The organism is Streptomyces sp. RLA012 (assembly GCF_056270325.1).
In genome coordinates this window covers 5,025,354-5,042,965 of sequence record NZ_JBWDPA010000002.1, presented here as the reverse complement: position 1 = coordinate 5,042,965, position 17,612 = coordinate 5,025,354, and the positions used below count along the sequence as shown (strand labels likewise).

17 protein-coding genes and 2 pseudogenes are annotated in these 17,612 nt (G+C 71.5%); 14 read left to right on the top strand and 5 right to left on the bottom strand.

The features are described from left to right. The first annotated feature begins 18 nt into the window (after nt 1-18). The gene (locus RV986_RS22940) at nt 19-1,170 is read left to right on the top strand and encodes an NADH-quinone oxidoreductase subunit D (RefSeq protein WP_475919189.1); all 1,152 of its coding nucleotides are present in this window, start codon (nt 19-21) and stop codon (nt 1,168-1,170) included. On the opposite strand, the gene RV986_RS22935 is transcribed toward RV986_RS22940, so the two are convergent. Continuing rightward, nucleotides 1,135-2,292, bottom strand: a complete 1,158-nt coding sequence (locus RV986_RS22935) for an SAM-dependent methyltransferase (protein WP_475919188.1) — start codon at nt 2,290-2,292, stop codon at nt 1,135-1,137. The genes RV986_RS22940 and RV986_RS22935 overlap by 36 nt on opposite strands. Before the next feature lie 119 nt (nt 2,293-2,411). On the opposite strand from RV986_RS22935, the gene RV986_RS22930 reads away from it, so the two are divergent. The 3 genes from RV986_RS22930 (at nt 2,412) to RV986_RS22920 (ending at nt 5,103) form a co-directional block, all read left to right on the top strand. Then, the gene (locus tag RV986_RS22930) at nt 2,412-3,617 is read left to right on the top strand and encodes a sensor histidine kinase (protein WP_475919187.1); all 1,206 of its coding nucleotides are present in this window, start codon (nt 2,412-2,414) and stop codon (nt 3,615-3,617) included. A gap of 91 nt (nt 3,618-3,708) precedes the next feature. Continuing rightward, a complete protein-coding gene (locus tag RV986_RS22925; RefSeq protein ID WP_475919186.1) occupies nt 3,709-4,380 on the top strand; it encodes a response regulator transcription factor in 672 nt (223 codons plus the stop codon). 90 nt (nt 4,381-4,470) lie between these two features. Then, nucleotides 4,471-5,103 carry an AAA family ATPase gene (locus tag RV986_RS22920; RefSeq protein ID WP_475919185.1) on the top strand — a complete coding sequence of 211 codons (633 nt, stop codon included), beginning with the start codon at nt 4,471-4,473 and terminating at the stop codon, nt 5,101-5,103. Between the two features lie 35 nt (nt 5,104-5,138). Here the strand turns inward: RV986_RS22920 and RV986_RS22915 are convergent, their stop codons facing one another. Next, the gene (locus RV986_RS22915; protein WP_475919184.1) at nt 5,139-6,245 is read right to left on the bottom strand and encodes a DUF5937 family protein; all 1,107 of its coding nucleotides are present in this window, start codon (nt 6,243-6,245) and stop codon (nt 5,139-5,141) included. A gap of 356 nt (nt 6,246-6,601) precedes the next feature. Next, entirely contained in the window at nt 6,602-7,780 is a 1,179-nt protein-coding gene (locus RV986_RS22910) for a threonine aldolase family protein (protein ID WP_475924388.1), read from the bottom strand. A gap of 206 nt (nt 7,781-7,986) precedes the next feature. On the opposite strand from RV986_RS22910, the gene RV986_RS22905 reads away from it, so the two are divergent. The 10 genes from RV986_RS22905 (at nt 7,987) to RV986_RS22860 (ending at nt 16,688) form a co-directional block, all read left to right on the top strand. Continuing rightward, nucleotides 7,987-8,919 (top strand): Rossmann-like and DUF2520 domain-containing protein, encoded by a 933-nt coding sequence (locus RV986_RS22905; RefSeq protein WP_475919183.1) that lies wholly within the window; start codon nt 7,987-7,989, stop codon nt 8,917-8,919. Next, the gene (gene panC, locus RV986_RS22900) at nt 8,916-9,956 is read left to right on the top strand and encodes a pantoate--beta-alanine ligase (RefSeq protein ID WP_475919182.1); all 1,041 of its coding nucleotides are present in this window, start codon (nt 8,916-8,918) and stop codon (nt 9,954-9,956) included. The genes RV986_RS22905 and panC overlap by 4 nt, the downstream gene beginning before the upstream one ends. Next, complete coding sequence (locus RV986_RS22895) at nt 9,953-11,764, top strand: L-aspartate oxidase (protein ID WP_475919181.1); 1,812 nt, start codon at nt 9,953-9,955, stop codon at nt 11,762-11,764. The genes panC and RV986_RS22895 overlap by 4 nt, the downstream gene beginning before the upstream one ends. A gap of 5 nt (nt 11,765-11,769) precedes the next feature. Beyond that, on the top strand, nt 11,770-12,780 hold the full coding sequence (gene nadC / locus RV986_RS22890) for a carboxylating nicotinate-nucleotide diphosphorylase (RefSeq protein WP_475919180.1): 1,011 nt from the start codon (nt 11,770-11,772) through the stop codon (nt 12,778-12,780). 5 nt (nt 12,781-12,785) lie between these two features. Beyond that, nucleotides 12,786-13,583, top strand: coding sequence for a type III pantothenate kinase (locus tag RV986_RS22885; RefSeq protein ID WP_475919179.1), 798 nt, complete (start codon nt 12,786-12,788; stop codon nt 13,581-13,583). A 515-nt stretch (nt 13,584-14,098) separates the two neighbouring features. Then, nucleotides 14,099-14,722 carry a hypothetical protein gene (locus RV986_RS22880; protein ID WP_475924387.1) on the top strand — a complete coding sequence of 208 codons (624 nt, stop codon included), beginning with the start codon at nt 14,099-14,101 and terminating at the stop codon, nt 14,720-14,722. A 13-nt stretch (nt 14,723-14,735) separates the two neighbouring features. Beyond that, nucleotides 14,736-14,915, top strand: coding sequence for a hypothetical protein (locus RV986_RS22875; protein WP_475919178.1), 180 nt, complete (start codon nt 14,736-14,738; stop codon nt 14,913-14,915). 127 nt (nt 14,916-15,042) lie between these two features. Then, complete coding sequence (locus RV986_RS22870) at nt 15,043-15,564, top strand: BlaI/MecI/CopY family transcriptional regulator (RefSeq protein WP_475924386.1); 522 nt, start codon at nt 15,043-15,045, stop codon at nt 15,562-15,564. A gap of 10 nt (nt 15,565-15,574) precedes the next feature. Next, complete coding sequence (locus RV986_RS22865; protein ID WP_475919177.1) at nt 15,575-16,126, top strand: amino-acid N-acetyltransferase; 552 nt, start codon at nt 15,575-15,577, stop codon at nt 16,124-16,126. 226 nt (nt 16,127-16,352) lie between these two features. Continuing rightward, nucleotides 16,353-16,688, top strand: a complete 336-nt coding sequence (locus tag RV986_RS22860; protein ID WP_327430632.1) for a histone-like nucleoid-structuring protein Lsr2 — start codon at nt 16,353-16,355, stop codon at nt 16,686-16,688. 26 nt (nt 16,689-16,714) lie between these two features. Here RV986_RS22860 and RV986_RS22855 read toward each other — a convergent pair. Continuing rightward, nucleotides 16,715-17,140, bottom strand: a pseudogene (locus RV986_RS22855) (SCO3374 family protein); the annotation flags it as partial. Nucleotides 17,141-17,302: 162 nt separating this feature from the next. Next, nucleotides 17,303-17,512: pseudogene (locus tag RV986_RS22850) on the bottom strand (SCO3374 family protein); the annotation flags it as partial. Between the last annotated feature and the right edge of the window lie 100 nt (nt 17,513-17,612).

The following is a 17,612-nucleotide window of genomic DNA, read 5'->3' as shown; positions in this document are numbered from 1 at the left end:
GTACGACAAACTGTGTCCATGACTCCTACGACGGAGACCATGGTCGGAATCGGCGGCGCCGCTGAGAGCACCGACATGGTGCTCAACATCGGTCCTCAGCATCCGTCCACGCACGGCGTGCTGCGGTTGAAGCTGGTCCTGGACGGCGAACGGATCCAGCACGTCGAGCCGGTCATCGGCTATATGCACCGCGGCGCGGAGAAGCTCTTCGAAGCGCGCGACTACCGCCAGATTGTCATGCTCGCCAACCGCCACGACTGGCTCTCCGCCTTCTCGAACGAGCTGGGCGTGGTCCTCGCCGTGGAGCGGATGCTCGGCATGGAGGTCCCCGAGCGCGCGGTGTGGATGCGCACGCTGCTCGCGGAGCTCAACCGGGTCCTGAACCACTTGATGTTCCTGGGGTCGTACCCCCTGGAGCTGGGCGGGATCACCCCGATCTTCTACGCCTTCACGGAGCGCGAGGAGCTCCAGCACGTCATGGAGGAGATCTCCGGCGGGCGCATGCACTACATGTTCAACCGGGTCGGGGGCCTCAAGGAGGACCTTCCGGCCGGATGGACCACCCGCGCGCGTGAGGCCGTCACGGCCCTGCGCTCGCGGATGGGCGTGTACGACGACCTGGTGCTCGGCAACGAGATCTTCCGGGGGCGTACGCGGGGTGTGGGCACGCTCGCGCCGGAGACCGTGCACGCCTACGGCGTGAGCGGGCCGATCGCGCGTGCCTCCGGCGTCGACTTCGACCTGCGCCGGGACGAGCCGTACCTCGCCTACGGGGAGCTCCAGGACACCCTGAAGGTGGTCACCCGGCAGGAGGGCGACTGTCTGGCCCGCTTCGAATGCCTCCTGGAGCAGACGCACAACGCGCTCGACCTGGCAGACGCCTGCCTCGACCGGCTGGCCGAGCTGCCGCCCGGCCCGATCAACCAGCGCCTCCCCAAGGTCCTGAAGGCGCCCGAGGGCCACACGTACGCCTGGACCGAGAACCCCCTCGGCATCAATGGCTACTACCTGGTCAGCAAGGGCGAGAAGACTCCGTACCGGCTGAAGCTGCGCTCGGCCTCGTACAACAACATCCAGGCGCTGGTGGAGCTGCTGCCCGGCACGCTGGTCGCGGACATGGTGGCGATCCTGGGGTCACTGTTCTTCGTGGTCGGGGACATCGACAAGTAGGCCGTCACGTAGGCCATCAAGTAGGCCGTCGATCGCTGAGTTCGGAATTCCAACCGGCTGGAGCAGCCAGCCGAAGTCGCCCAGGCCGCCGGCCGCGGTGAGTTCGGCGGCCTCCCCGGCGCCCGCGAGAGCGCGCACGTAGGCGGTGGGGTCCGTGGTGGCGAGCGTGAGCGCCGGTCGGGCGCCGCGCACGCCCAGCGCGCGCAGTGCGGCCCGCTGGGTCACCACACGTCCTCCGGGCAGCGCGCACGCGTCCAGCGCCACATGTGCCGTGATGTCGCACGATCCGTCCGGCACGGGCAGCGTCTCCCGGCCCTCCCGGAAGCCCGTGAGCGTCCCGAAGGGCGGCCGGGCGGCGGCGACGTGCGCGTAGTCGACGGCGACGGCGAGACCGTGGTCGAGGGCGGCCACGGCGGAGGCCCAGGCGGTGTCCCTGGGCAGCCCGATCTCGGCACGGGCCCCGTCCACACGGGCCCCGTCCAAGGGCACCCGTCCGGAAACGAGCCCTTCGGAGGACGGTCTTTCGGCGGCCAGATCTTCGGAGGACGGTCCTTCGGAGGGCGGGCCCGCGGAGGGCAGTGGCCACCACCTCCGCAGCCACTGCGCGTCCGCCCCGGCGACGGGCTCCCCGAGGCGTTCGGCCCCGTCGTGGCCTCGTACGAGAACCAGTCGCGGTACGCCCGCCGCGTCCACCTCCGCCACCTCGACCGGCACGTTGTCCAGCCACTCGTTGGCGAACAGCAGTCCGCTGACGCCCTTCGGGGGCTCGGCGAGCCACTCGATCCGGTGATCGAGACCGGCGGGGCGGTCGGCGCGCTCGACCGCGTACCCACGCGCGCGGGCGGCCACCTCGGCGGGGAGCGCGGCGAGGACGCCGGTCACCAGTTCGCCGCGGCCCGCCCCCATGTCGACGAGGGCGAGCTCGGCGGGGTGTCCGAGAACCTCGTCGACCCGGCACAGCAGCCGGGCCACGGCCCCGGCGAACAGCGACGACGCGTGCACCGACGTACGGAAGTGGCCGCCGGGCCCCTCGGGCCCGCGGTAGAAGCCGGAGGGCCCGTACAGGGCCTCCTCCGTCGCCTCGCGCCAACCCCGCCACTCGCCCGCCGCCACACCGCTCACGGGGCCAGGCTAAGTGCCGAAGACGGGGGGAGCCTCCACCTTGGGGAGTACGAGCACGCCTTGCGGATCGACCCTCCGGTTGACCCCTGCACACTGCACGCTTCCCTACTCTGGGTTACGTGCAGCGCCTTTATGACTTTCTCCGCAGGCACCCGACGTGGGTCGACAGCTTCTGGGCCGTCGTCCTGCTCGGGATCTCCGGCGTGAGCCTCACCACTGTCAACGGCGCCTCGGACCGGCATGGGCCGCTCGCCGCGGCGTTCCCGATCGCCGTCGTACTGAGTGTGGTCGTCGCGCTGCGCCGCCGTATGCCCGAGAAGATGCTGATCCTGGCCGCCGCGATGGGCTTCGCCCAGCTGGCCCTGGACGTCGAGGTGGTGCCCGCCGACTTCGCGATGCTGGTGATCATCTACACCGTGGCCGCGGACGGCGCCCGCTGGACCTCGCGCTTCGCGCTGATCGGCGGCCTGTGCGCGGCGCCGCTCTCGCAGATCCGCTGGCCCCAGGAAGCCTCGAACTCGCTGAACAACGTTCTGATAGCGGCCTTCCAGACGGTCCCCTTCGCGCTCGCCTGGGTGCTCGGCGACTCCATCCGCACCCGTCGCGCCTACCTCGCCCAGCTGGAGGAGCGCGCCGCCCGGCTGGAGAAGGAACGCGAGGCACAGGCGAAGGTCGCCGTCGCCGCCGAGCGCGCCCGGATCGCCCGTGAGCTGCACGACGTGGTCGCCCACAACGTCTCCGTGATGGTGGTCCAGGCCGACGGCGCCGCGTACGTCATGGACACCGCCCCCGAGCAGGCCAGGAAGGCACTGGAGACGATCTCCGGGACCGGCCGCCAGGCCCTTGCCGAGATGCGCCGTCTGCTGGGCGTGCTGCGCACCGGTGAGCACCAGGAGAGCGGCGAATATGTGCCGCAGCCCGACGTCGAGCAGCTCGACGACCTCATCGAGCAGTGCCGCACCTCGGGCCTGCCCGTCGACTTCAAGGTCGAGGGCACCCCGCGCCCGCTGCCCAGCGGGGTGGAGCTCACGGCGTACCGCATCGTGCAGGAGGCGCTCACCAACACGCGCAAGCACGGGGGCCCGAACGCGGGCGCGAGCGTGCGCCTGGTGTACTTCGACGACGGCCTGGGGCTGCTCGTCGAGGACGACGGCAAGGGCGCGCCCCACGAGCTGTACGAGGAGGGAGGCGCCGACGGCCAGGGGCACGGCCTGATCGGGATGCGCGAGCGCGTCGGTATGGTCGGCGGCACCCTGGACGCGGGACCGCGACCTGGTGGGGGCTTCCGGATCAGCGCCCTGTTGCCGCTCAAGACAGCCCACTGACACCTGTAACGACCCGTTTTGGCCTCCGGCTGACTTTCAGTTGGCATCCAGTGGCCGAATTTGACTTTTACAGAGAGGGAAGAGGACCCCGATGGCAATCCGAGTCATGCTCGTCGACGACCAGGTGCTGCTGCGCACCGGTTTCCGGATGGTGCTTGACGCCCAGCCGGACATGGAGGTCGTGGCCGAGGCGGGCGACGGCGTCGAGGCCCTCCAGGTGCTGCGGTCGACGGCCGTCGACGTGGTGCTGATGGACGTACGCATGCCGAAGCTGGACGGCGTGGAGACCACCCGCCGCATCTGCTCGGAACCGAACCCTCCGAAGGTGCTCATCCTCACCACCTTCGACCTCGACGAGTACGCCTTCTCCGGACTGAAGGCGGGCGCCTCCGGCTTCATGCTCAAGGACGTGCCGCCCGGCGAGCTGCTCACTGCCATCCGCTCCGTGCACAGCGGCGACGCGGTGGTCGCGCCCTCCACCACCCGGCGGCTGCTCGACCGCTTCGCGCCGATGCTGCCCAACGCCGGGAAGGAGCCCCAGCACAAGGAGCTGGAGCGGCTCACCGAGCGTGAGCGCGAGGTCATGGTGCTGGTCGCGCAGGGCCTGTCGAACGGGGAGATCGCGGCGCGCCTCGTGCTGTCCGAGGCGACCGTGAAGACGCACGTGGGACGCATCCTGACCAAGCTGGGGCTGCGGGACCGGGTACAGGTGGTCGTCCTCGCCTACGAGACGGGGATCGTACGGGCCGGCGGGCACCGCTGACGGCGTCCGGCCCGGCGTCGGTCCAGCGTCGGCCCGGCGTCGACAAGGAGGCGTGACCGGGGCGTAATCGGGGCCCACTAGGGTCTGCGCATGCTCCTGTGGATCAACGGCCCCTTCGGGGGCGGCAAGTCACAGACCGCACACGAGATCCAGCGACGGCTGCCCGGCAGTGTCGTCTGCGATCCGGAACACGCCGGCTTCGGCCTGCGCCGCATGCTGCCGCCCGAACTGCGCGGGAACTTCCAGGACTTGACGTCCTGGCGGCAGGGCGTGGTCGAGGTGCTCGACCTCGTCCTCGGCAAGCACGACGGCGTGGTCATCGCCCCCATGACGGTCACGAACCCCGTCTACTTCGACGAGACGGTCGGCCGGCTGACCGAACTGGGCCACGACGTACGGCACTTCGCGCTTCTCGCCGAGCGCGAGACCGTACTGAGGCGGCTGCGCGAGCGCGGCTTCGGGCACCTCCTTCAGTACGTCGCCGGGAAGGACGCCCCGCTGCGGCGCGAGAGCTGGGCCGTGCAGCAGCTCGACGACTGTCTGGAGCGGCTGCGCGAGCCGGAGTTCGCCGAGCACCTGTGGACCGACCGCACCACGGTCGCCAAGACCGCCGACCGCATCGCCGTACTGGCCGGTCTCACCCTCGCGCCGAACCGGGACGGGGCGCTGCGGGGGCGGCTGCGGCGGGCGTGGACGGGGGCGAAACACATCCGGTTCGACTGAGTCCGCCCGGTTCGCCCGAGCCCTCGCGGCGCGGCTCAGCGCAGGATGCCCTCCAGGAAGTCGCTGCCCAGCCGGGCCACGACCGTCACGTCCAGCTGGTGCAGTACGTACCGGCCGCGGCGGCGCGTGCTGATCAGCCCGGCCTTCTTCAGGACGCTCAGGTGCCGGGATATCTCAGGAGCCGTCATTCCGTTCAGCTGGGCCAGCTCGCCCGTGGTGAACGCGCTGCGGGCCAGGCTGCGGCAGATCCGCATCCGGACCGGATGGGACAGGGCCGTCATCCGCAGGGTCAGCTGTTCGAGCGAGGACGGTGCCGTCAGCTCCGGGGAGCCGACCGGGTAGTGCAGCACCGGCTGCCAGCCGTACCGGTGCAGGACCATCAGGTGCGGCCGGCCGAGACTGGTCGGCACCAGGAGGAGGCCGCCCTCCCCGGTGGCCGTCTGGCCCTGGCCCAGTTTGTCGACCGTGATCGTCCGGGCCGTCTCGTCGAGTGCCACCGCCGGGGACACCGAGGCCACGGCCTCGGCCAGGCCCTTGCGCCGCAGGAGGTCCGTCTTGTGGCGGGCGTCCGCCGCGAGCTGGTGGCGCAGCCGGGACCAGGCCTCCGCGAAGAACGCCTCGTCGCAGTCCTGCAGAAACTGCCGCAGCCACGCCCGGATCCGCGGTGGGTCGTCCAGCAGCCGCTTGCTGAACCGCACCTGCTGGGGCCCGCGCGCGGCGGCCAGCTCCAGCGCGCGCTGCTGCAGCTCGGGGTCGCCGAGCGTGGCGCGGGCCGGTGCCGCGTACGCGAGCGCGCAGGTGAATTCCAGGGCGGCGTCCACGAACTGCTCGTCCGTCAGCTTGTCCAGCAGGTCCAGCTCCTCGGCGAGCGTGGCACCCGGGAGCGTGACCCGGCCGGGAAGACCGGCGTAGGGCAGGAACAGGTCCGAGAACGTCGTCCGCCACAGGAAGTCGGCCTCGCACATCCGGTCCGCGAGATGCGGGTCAAGCCGTGCGCTCACGCCGGTCGCCCAGCCCTGCAGCCCCGGGTGGTGCCCCGGCTCGGACAGCGCGTGCAGGGCCATCCCGAGCTCGGCCAGCGGAGACGGCACGACGGCGATCCGCTCCTGCCGCAGCCCGGTGACATCGATGTGCACGCTCATGACCTCATGGTGCACCCCGGCACCGACAACGCCGCCGTCGATTGACAGCGGCCGTCAATCGGGGCGACACGCACCGGGCGCGGCCGCAGCCTGGGACGACCGGGGCAACCGCGAGGGGCCCGCACAGCCCATTTCACGGCGAACAGGCCCCTCCGGCGCCCGGCGCGCACGACTGGCAGGTCGCCCGTGAGCTGCGCGACCACCGGCAGCTCCAGGCGGTCGTGGCGGGCCGCCCGGCCCACGGGCGGATACGGGCGGCCGTGGGCCGTTGGCTGCACGGGCGGCGGGCGCACACGAGCTGCTGACCGCCCTGCGGGATCGGCGGGCGCACACTGGCTGCCGACCGCCGTGCGGGGTCAGCGGGGCAGCCGCTCCACGAACTCCCGTACGGCCGCCTTGACGTCCTCGGCCGTCCACTCCAGACCGGCCGACGCCACGGTGACCTCGGTGAACGCCAGCCCCGGGCCGCCTCGCCACCAGCTCTGCGGGAAGAGGCTGGTCTTCGTCTCCTCGGTCTGCCGCAGCCCCGCGTCCGTGAGGACATCGGGGTCGTACGGCAGCCAGACCTGGAACTGGTGGGTGTGCGGCGGTTCGGGGTGGACCCGCACCCAGGGGACCCCGGCCTCCGTGAGCCCCTCGCGCAGGGCGGTGGCGACCACGCGCGCGTGGGCCACGTATTGCGGCAGCCGGGGCAGTTCCCGCTCCAGGCCGATGAGCGCCGCGAGCGCCGTCGGGAACTGCTGGAGGACCGTGCCGCCGTACCGGTGTCGCCAGGTCCTCGCCTCGTCGATCAGCGTCTTCGGGCCCGCGAGAGCCGCCCCGCCGAAACCGTCGAGCGACTTGTAGAACGACACGTAGACGCTGTCCGCGAGGTCCGCGATCTCGTCCAGGGGGCGGCCGAAGTGCGGGGTGCACTCCCACAGACGGGCCCCGTCGAAGTGGACCACCGCGTCGCGCTCGCGGGCGGCCTCCACGACCTCGGACAGCTCCTCCCAGGAGGGCAGCACGAAACCGGCGTCCCGGAGAGGCAGTTCGAGCAGCAGCGTCCCGAAGGGCTCCGGGAAGTCCCGTATCTCCTCGGCGGTCGGCAGCCTGGGCTCGTCGGTCACCCGGACCGGGCGCAAGCCGCTGACCTGGCTGAACGCATGCCGTTCATGGACTTCGGGGTGACCGAGCGCATGCAGTGCGACGGTCGGGTTCCCGGTGCGGCCCGCCCAGCAGCGCAGGGCGACCTGCTGGGCCATGGTGCCGGTGGGGAAGAAGGCGGCGGCCTCCTTGCCGAGCAGGCCGGCGACCCGCTCCTCCAGGGTCTCCATGATCCGGTCGCCGTACATGTCGACCTGCTGATCGAGGTCGTACACCCCCTCGGCCCCGTCGTTCAGCCAGGCCAGCCGTTCGCCCACCGACTGGTAGTAGCTGGGCCGCCACAGCACCCGTTCCGCCGCCCGCCAGGCGGCACTCCGCCGTTCCCGCTTCTGCTCGGGCGTCTCCTCGGCCGTTCCGCCGGCCGTCTCCTCGGCCGTGGCTTCGGGCATCTCTTCGGACTCTCGCTCCGCCGTATCGCTCATCCCCGGATCATGCCGCGAGCCGCTCCGCATCGGCACCCCAATTTCAGCACCCCTCGCGACCTGCGGAAACCCACAGCCTGTGGACAACCAAAACGGTGCTCGAACCAATCGCGTTAACATGACGAGAAATCGTCCGGTACCCCGAGCGGACTGGAACGGAAGGCCGCCGTCGAGTGAGTACATTCTCCCAACCAGACCCCAAGGACCGCCCCGCACGGCTGACCGTCGGTGTCGTCGGTGCGGGCCGCGTCGGCCCCGCCCTCGCCGCGGCCCTCCAACTGGCCGGACACCGCCCGGTGGCCGTCTCCGGGGTCTCCGACGCCTCCAAGCGGCGTGCCGCGCTGCTCCTGCCCGACGTGCCGGTGGTGTCCCCGGCGCAGGTCCTGGAGCGGGCCGAGCTGGTGCTGCTGACCGTCCCGGACGACGCCCTGCCCGGGCTCGTCGAAGGACTCGCCGAGACGCGTGCCGTACGGCCCGGACAGCTGCTCGTGCACACCTCCGGGCGGTACGGCGCGCGCGTGCTCGACCCGGCGCTCAGGGTGGGCGCCCTGCCGCTCGCGCTGCACCCCGCCATGACGTTCACCGGCACCCCGGTGGACGTCCAGCGGCTGGCCGGCTGCTCCTTCGGGGTCACCGCACCCGAGGAACTGCGGCTGGCGGCCGAGGCCCTGGTGATCGAGATGGGCGGCGAGCCCGAGTGGATCGCCGAGGAGTCCCGGCCGCTCTACCACGCGGCCCTCGCGCTCGGCGCCAACCACCTGGTGACCCTGGTCGCCGAGTCCATGGAACTGCTGCGCACGGCGGGCGTGGAGGCCCCCGACCGGATGCTCGGCCCCCTGCTCGGCGCCGCCCTCGACAACGCCCTCAGGTCGGGCGACGCGGCCCTCACCGGCCCCGTGGCGCGCGGTGACGCGGGCACGGTCGCCGCGCACGTCGCCGAGCTGCGCAAGCACGCCCCACAGACCGTCGCCGGCTATCTCGCGATGGCCCGCGCGACCGCCGACCGGGCGCTGGCCCACGGACTGCTGAAGCCGGAATTCGCCGAGGATCTCCTCGGGGTACTCGCCGACGGCGCGACCCTGCCCGACGACGGGAGCGACCGATGACCACCACCCTGCTGCGCACCGCCGACGAACTGCACGCGCGCGTGCGCCGCGGTCGACGGGCCGTGGTGATGACCATGGGCGCGCTGCACGAGGGCCACGCCACGCTGATCCGCGCCGCCCGTGAGATCGCCGGTCCCGAGGGCGAAGTCGTCGTCACGGTCTTCGTGAACCCCCTCCAGTTCGGCGCGGGCGAGGACCTCGACCGCTACCCGCGCACCCTCGACGCCGACCTCAAGATCACCGAGGAGGCGGGCGCGGACGCCGTGTTCGCCCCCCCCGTGGACGAGGTCTACCCGGGCGGCGAGCCCCAGGTGCGCCTTTCCGCGGGTCCGATGGGCGAGCGCCTGGAGGGCGCCGTGCGCCCCGGCCACTTCGACGGCATGCTCACCGTCGTCGCCAAGCTGCTGCACCTCACCCGGCCCGACGTGGCGCTGTTCGGGCAGAAGGACGCCCAGCAGCTGGCCCTGATCCGGCGCATGGTGCGCGACCTGAACTTCGGCGTGGAGATCGTCGGCGTGCCCACCGTGCGCGAGGAGGACGGGCTCGCCCTCTCCAGCCGCAACCGGTACCTGTCGCCCGTGGAGCGGCGCACCGCGCTCGCCCTCTCCCAGGCCCTCTTCGCGGGCCGCGACCGGCACGCCGCCCAGGAGGCCCTGCGCGCCCGCGCCCGCGAAGTGCCCGCCACGCGCGCGCGTGCCGAGGCGCTCAGCGCGATCGGCGAGTCCCGCGCGGCCGCCGACGCACATGCCGTCGCCAAGTCCCTCCCACCGTCCACCACCGCCCCTGCCGGAGACGCCTCGCGTCGCTTCTCCTCCTGTGGCCCCTCCGCCGTCCGCGCCGCCGCCCGCCTCGTCCTGGACGAGGCGGCCCGCCTCCAGCCGCCGCTGGCCCTGGACTACCTGGCGCTGGTCGATCCGTCCGACTTCACCGAGATCGAGGACGACTTCACCGGCGAGGCGGTCCTCGCCGTCGCCGCCCGGGTCGGGACGACCCGCCTGATCGACAACCTCCCCCTCACCTTCGGAGCCGCCTCGTGACCGGCACAGCCACAGGTACGGGTACACCCGGCGCAGGTACGGGTACACCCACCGGTACCGGCATACGACTGCACACGCCCGCCCCCGGCTGGGCCCTCACCGCGGACGTGGTGGTCGTCGGCTCCGGCGTCGCGGGCCTCACCGCGGCGCTGCGCTGCGAGGCCGCGGGCCTGACGACCGTCGTCGTCACCAAGGCCCGCCTCGACGACGGCTCCACCCGCTGGGCGCAGGGCGGCATCGCCGCGGCCCTCGGCGAGGGCGACACCCCCGAGCAGCACCTCGACGACACCCTGGTGGCGGGCGCCGGCCTGTGCGACGAGGACGCCGTACGCATCCTCGTCACCGAGGGCCCCGACGCCGTACGCCGCCTGATCGAGACCGGCGCCCACTTCGACGAGTCCACCGAAGGCGAGCTGGCACTCGCCCGCGAGGGCGGTCACCACCGCCGTCGCATCGCGCACGCCGGCGGCGACGCGACCGGCGCCGAGATCTCCCGGGCCCTCGTCGAGGCGGTACGCGCGCGTGGCCTGCGCACGGTCGAGAACGCGCTCGTCCTGGACCTCCTCACGGACTCCGACGGGCGCACCGCGGGTGTGACCCTCCACGTCATGGGAGAGGGCCAGCACGACGGCGTAGGAGCCGTCCACGCCCCCAACGTGGTCCTCGCCACCGGCGGCATGGGCCAGGTCTTCTCCGCGACCACCAACCCGTCGGTCTCCACGGGCGACGGCGTGGCACTCGCCCTGCGCGCGGGCGCCGAGGTCTCCGACCTCGAATTCGTCCAGTTCCACCCGACCGTGCTCTTCCTCGGCCCGGACGCCGAGGGCCAGCAGCCGCTGGTGTCGGAGGCGGTACGCGGCGAGGGCGCCCACCTGGTCGACGCGGACGGCGTGCGCTTCATGGTCGGCCAGCACGAGCTGGCCGAACTGGCGCCCCGGGACATCGTCGCCAAGGGCATCACGCGGCGCATGCAGGAGCAGGACGCCGAGCACATGTACCTCGACGCCCGGCACTTCGGCGCCGACATGTGGGAGCACCGCTTCCCGACCATCCTCGCCGCCTGCCGCGCCCACGGCATCGACCCGGTCACCGAGCCCGTCCCGGTCGCCCCGGCCGCCCACTACGCCTCCGGCGGCGTCCGCACGGACGCCCGCGGCCGCACCACGGTGCCGGGCCTGTACGCGTGCGGCGAGGTCGCCTGCACCGGCGTCCACGGCGCCAACCGGCTCGCCTCCAACTCCCTCCTGGAGGGCCTCGTCTACGCCGAGCGCATCGCCGCGGACATCGCGGAGACCCGCTCCGAGAACGGCCTGCACGCGCGCGTGCCGGAACCGGTCCCGCACCCCGAGAAGCCCGCGCACCCGCTGCTCGCCCCCGAGGCCCGGTTCGCCATCCAGCGGATCATGACGGAGGGGGCCGGTGTGCTGCGCTCCGCCGAGTCCCTCAGGGCCGCCGCCGGCCGGCTCCAGCGGCTGCACACCGACGCCCGTGACGCCCTCGACGAGAACGGCAAGACCTCCGAGCCCGGCGTCGACACCTGGGAGGCCACCAACCTCCTGTGCGTGGCGCGGGTCCTGGTCGCGGCCGCACGGCTGCGTGAGGAGACTCGTGGCTGCCACTGGCGCGAGGACCACGCCGACCGCGACGACGCCGACTGGCGCCGCCACATCGTCGTACGGCTGAATCCGGACCGCACGCTGGCCGTACACACCACGGACACCCCAGACTTCCCCCCGACCGTCCCGCAAGCCCTCGGCTCTCCCCGAACAGGGGAGACCCCCGTGCCCCAGCGCCTTCAGGAGCAGTGACAGCAGTGAGCACCCCCGACCTTCCCCTCGTCCAGAGCGGCGGCTGCGGCGACGGCTGCGGCTGCGGCGCCGACTTGGACGACGACACGTACATGGAGTGCGGCCTCGACCCCGCGCTCGCCGAGCTCCTCGCCGACGCCGGACTCGACCCGCTGGAGGTCGAGGACATCGCGAACGTCGCCATCCAGGAGGACCTCGACAACGGCGTGGACGTGACGACCGTCGCGACCATCCCCGAGGACGCCGTCTCCACCGCCGACTTCGTCGCCCGGGACGCGGGCGTCGTCGCGGGGCTGCGGGTGGCCGAGGCGGTCGTCTCCGTGGTCTGCACCGACGAGTTCGAGGTGGAGCGGCACGTCGAGGACGGCGACCGGGTCGAGCCCGGCCAGAAGCTTCTCAGCGTCACCACCCGCACCCGCGACCTCCTCACCGCGGAGCGCAGCGCGCTGAACATCCTGTGCCGACTGTCCGGCATCGCGACCGCCACGCGCGCGTGGGCGGACGCGCTGGAGGGCACGGACACCCGTGTCCGCGACACCCGCAAGACCACACCGGGACTGCGGTCCCTGGAGAAGTTCGCCGTACGCATGGGCGGCGGCGTCAACCACCGCATGTCCCTCTCGGACGCGGCGCTGGTCAAGGACAACCACGTGGTCGCCGCGGGCGGCGTGGCCCAGGCCTTCGAGGCCGTACGGGAGGCCTTCCCGGAGGTGGCGATCGAGGTCGAGGTCGACACGCTGCACCAGCTGCGCGAGGTCTTGGACGCGGGCGCCGACCTGATCCTTCTCGACAACTTCACGCCCGTCGAGTGCGAGGAGGCCGTCGCCCTCGTCGCCGGCCGGGCGCTCCTGGAGGCCTCGGGGCGCCTCACCCTCGGCAACGCCGAGGAGTACGCCAAGACCGGCGTCGACTTCCTGGCGGTGGGCGCGCTGACCCACTCTTCGCCGATCCTGGACATCGGCCTGGACCTGCGCGAGGCGACCACGGACGAGGCATCGACGGACGAGGCGGAGTAGAGCTCATGCTGCTCACCATCGATGTCGGCAACACGCACACCGTCCTCGGTCTCTTCGACGGCGAGGAGATCGTCGAGCACTGGCGCATCTCCACGGACGCCCGCCGTACGGCCGACGAGCTCGCCGTGCTCCTCCAGGGCCTCATGGGCATGCATCCGCTGCTCGGGGAGGAGCTGGGCGACGGCATCGACGGCATCGCGATCTGCTCGACGGTCCCGTCCGTCCTGCACGAGCTGCGCGAGGTGACCCGCCGCTACTACGGCGACGTTCCCGCCGTGCTGGTGGAACCGGGCATCAAGACCGGCGTACCGATCCTCATGGACAACCCCAAGGAGGTGGGCGCCGACCGCATCATCAACGCGGTGGCGGCCGTCGAGCTTTACGGGGGACCGGCCATCGTCGTCGACTTCGGTACGGCGACCACCTTCGACGCGGTCTCCGCGCGCGGGGAGTACGCGGGGGGTGTCATCGCACCCGGTATCGAGATCTCCGTCGAGGCGCTCGGGGTGCGGGGGGCGCAGCTGCGGAAGATCGAGCTGGCGCGGCCGCGGGCGGTGATCGGCAAGAACACCGTCGAGGCGATGCAGTCCGGCATCATCTACGGGTTCGCGGGGCAGGTCGACGGGGTCGTCAACCGGATGGTCCGCGAGCTCACGGAGGATCCCGACGAGGTCACCGTCATCGCTACGGGTGGGTTGGCTCCCATGGTCCTCGGCGAGTCCTCCGTCATCGACGAGCACGAGCCGTGGTTGACGCTGATCGGGCTGCGCCTGGTCTACGAGCGAAACGTCTCCCGCACCTGACCTCCCTCGCCCCCGCCGCCCCTACCCGTCCCATCCCTGGGAGCTCCGCCCCCAGACCCCCGCTTCGGCGTCGCCCCGCGCCCCGTCAGGGGCGCGGGGAACGGCGCGAGCAACCCCCACCGACCTGCGGCGAATCGATCTCGGGTGGATGGGGGGATCCGGGGCGCAGCCCCGGTCTCAGGGGCGCGGGGAACTGCGCGATCGGCCCCCACCGGCCCGCGGTCAATCGATCCGGGTGGGGCGAGGGGATCCGGGGCGTAGCCCCGGTTTCAAGGGGCGCGGGGAACTGCGCGGTCAACCCCCACCGGCCCGCGGCCAATCGATCCGGGTGGGGCGAGGGGATCTGGGGCGCAGCCCCGGTTTCAAGGGGCGCGGGGAACGGCGCGATCGGCCCCCACCGGCCCGCAGACGAACCCGCGCCACCCCCGGAGGGACACGCGCTTGCGCTATGCGGATTTTGTCTGATTAGCGCGTATCGTCGCCCCATGCCCACGCCCTACGGATCCCGCGGCGGCATGGCGTTCGGTGCGCAGGAGCTGCGTGTGCTCCGTCGCGCTCTCGCCCTCGCCCTCCATCCCACCCCCGCTTCGGCCGAAGACGTCCAGGACTGCCTCCGTCTCGCCGAGTCCGTCGACGAGGCGGCCCGCGAGGGAGCCAGGCTCCGGGCCTTCCTGCTGGCCGACCTGGCCCGCTACCGGGCCGCACTGCCCGGCACCGCCGCCGGCTACCTCGTACTCCTGGAGGAAGCCCTCGGCTCCGGCCACCGTCCGACCCCGGACGACCTCGCCGCCCTCCGTGCCCTGCGTGGCAACCCCACCGCGGCCGCCCTCCTGGACCGCTGCCTCGCCCTCGCCGAGCGGGACGTCCGCGCCCGCCTCACGGGCCGTACGGCCACGCCCAGGGTCCCGCCGTCCCGGACCCGCCTGACGGCCCTCCCGGGCGGCCTGGCCGCGGCCCCGCCCCCGGACGAGCCCGTGGAGGAGCCCGCGGCCGAGCCCGAGCCGCGGCCGCAGTCGCCGTCCCCGGTCAAGAGCCCGCGCCCGGACCGGCCCATCCCGACCCCGGGCGAGGTCTTCCCGCCGAAACGCAAGCCCGCGACGCCACCGGCGAACCCCCCTCAGCAGCTCGCCGCGGGCTAGCTACTCTGGAGCCATGGACTATGTCTCCGCGCTGGTGCCCCCCGTAGTGATGGCCGTGTTCTTCATCGGGTTGATCGTGACGATCGTGAAGACCCAGGGCGGGGCCAACAAGTCCAAGGAGGACGCCGTGGTGGACGCCGCCCTCGCGCGCGCGGAGACCGCCCGGCAGGCCTCCCGCGACAGCGAGGCCTGAGACGCTCATCGGCGTACGACTCATACGTTCTCATACGTTTTTCGAGTCGTACGCCCTTTTTGTTGCTGATCTCCCACTATTGTTCTGAACTGTGCCTCGCCCATTGGGAGAACTCGAAGACGCGGTCATGACGCGGGTGTGGAAGTGGAACCGCCCGGTGACCGTTCGAGAAGTCCTGGAAGACCTTCAGCAGGAACGGTCCATCGCCTACACCACGGTGATGACCGTTTTGGACAATCTCCATCAGAAGGGCTGGGTGCGCCGTGAGGCGGAAGGCCGGGCCTATCGATATGAGGCGGTCTCCACGCGTGCCGCCTACTCGGCCGCACTGATGAACGACGCGTGGTCCCAGAGTGACAACCCCGCCGCCGCTCTCGTCGCCTTCTTCGGGATGATGAGCGAGGAACAACGGCTTGCGCTGCGTGATGCCGTACACATCGTGCAAGGTCCCGAACAAGGCCCCGAACACGCTCGTGAACGCGGGCGCGAACAAGGGTCTGAACAAGGGCGCGAACAAGGGCGTGACGACGCCGAAACACGTGTAACCCCGGACGGTTCCGACGAGAACCCCGGTGAGAAGCCCGAGGAGAAGCCCGAGGGGACGTCGGGTGAGAACCCCGCCTCGGGCCCGGGCGGCTCCGGGCGATAGCGTCCGCCCCATGCCAGCAGAGCATCCAGCACCGCGTCCGGAAGACACCGCAAAAGCCCTCACCGTCCGGCGCGCCAGGACCGGCGATGTCCCGGCCGTGCGCCGACTCCTCGACGCGAACGTCCGCCGTGGCATCCTGCTCGACAAAGCCACGGTGACGCTTTACGAGGACATCCAGGAGTTCTGGGTCGCGGAACGCGATGCCGGCTCAAGTACTGAGGTCGTCGGCTGCGGTGCGCTGCACGTGATGTGGGAAGACCTCGCGGAAGTCCGTACTCTCGCGGTGAACCCCGCGGTCAAGGGCCTGGGCGTGGGCCATCAGTTGCTGGAGAAGTTGCTGCAGACCGCTCGTTGGCTCGGCGTTCGCCGGGTTTTCTGTCTGACCTTCGAAGTGGACTTCTTCGCGAAGCACGGCTTCGTGGAGATCGGCGAGACACCCGTCGACAGGGATGTCTACGCCGAGCTGCTGCGTTCCTATGACGAGGGCGTGGCAGAGTTCCTCGGTCTCGAACGAGTGAAACCGAACACCTTGGGCAACAGCCGGATGCTTCTGCATCTGTGATCGCCGGTAACTATTCCGCCAGGCTGCCTTGCCGGCGTTCCCTATGTCCGAAACGCGCACGTTTCCGGTCTTCCAGGGCCCTCAGGTCTCACACAGGGGTTTGTGTTTTTCCAGCAAAAGCGGTTTGCTTTCCGACGTACTGCAGTACTGCATATAACAGGGGACGTGAAACAGCGGCAGACGCCGCAGGCCCTCGGCCCTCAAGTTATCGATGAAAGGAAATCCGGTGGCACAGAAGGTTCAGGTCCTTCTTGTCGACGACCTCGACGGTGGCGAGGCGGACGAGACCGTGACGTTCGCGTTGGACGGCAAGACGTACGAAATCGATCTCACGACCGCCAATGCGGACAAGCTCCGTGGCCTTCTCGAGGCCTACGTGAAGGGTGGCCGTCGTACCGGAGGCCGCGCTTCGGGAGGTCGTGGAAAGGCGCGTGTCGCTTCCGGCGGCAGCCAGGACACCGCGCAGATCCGCGCGTGGGCGAAGGAGAACGGTTTCGAGGTCAACGACCGTGGCCGCGTTCCGGCGACCATTCGCGAGGCCTACGAGAAGGCCAACGGCTGAGGCGAGGCCCACGGCCGAACCAAGGTCTATGTGGAGGCCAACGGCTGTGCGCCCGCGCGCCGCAGCCGGACCCGGTGGCACTGTGTGGCCATCGTGTCCACGAGTCGTACGAGATCGGGGGCGCCCCCAACGCCCCCCACGGCCGACAGAGTCGGCAGCGAGGGTTCGACCTCGCACCCCGGCTCAGGGGGCCGCAGCCAGACGGCGGCCCCCTGTGTACCGGTCCCGCCCGCCGCGGTGAGCGGCCCCTCGGGCACCCCCGGCGGCAGCGGAGCCTCGATGCTCCCGCCCGCGCCGATCGCCGTCAGATCCAGCGCGAGAGACCCCCACTCCAGCCAGTCGAGCAGCCCCGGCAGTTCCTCGGCGCTCCCCGCGGCCACCAGCAGCCACATCCGCGGCCCGTACCGAGCCGGCCACTCTCCATGACGGACCGCCGGATTTCCGCGGGCCGCACCCGGATCGCCCCGAATCGGCGACGGTTCATCGCGCGGCACCGGTACTAGTGAATCCCCTGAATCTTGTGGATCTCCGCGCGGCACCCTCGAATCCCCGCGCGGCACCGGTGAATCCCGGCGCGGAACCCCCGAATCCCCGCGCGGCGCCGACCGGCTTTCGTGCAGCGCCACCGGAGACGCCGGCCCCAGATGTCGCAGGGCCGCGAAGCCCGCCTCCGCGGGAACTTCCAGAACGTCGAAGCGAAGGCCCGTGACCAGCAGAATCGGCGATCCGGGCACGGTTGCCCAGCCGAGTTCGTTCTCGTACCACTGGCGTACCCGATCGCTCGGGTCGAGCGGACGGCGCGGGAGGGGGACAGTGGGAACCATGACAGGAGAAACCGTCGGAAGAGCCCCGGAGTTACGCTGGGTATTCCTGTGTGTGCGAAGAGTGCCGGAAATGAGGGCGCGTGAGGGGGATGGGCGGCGC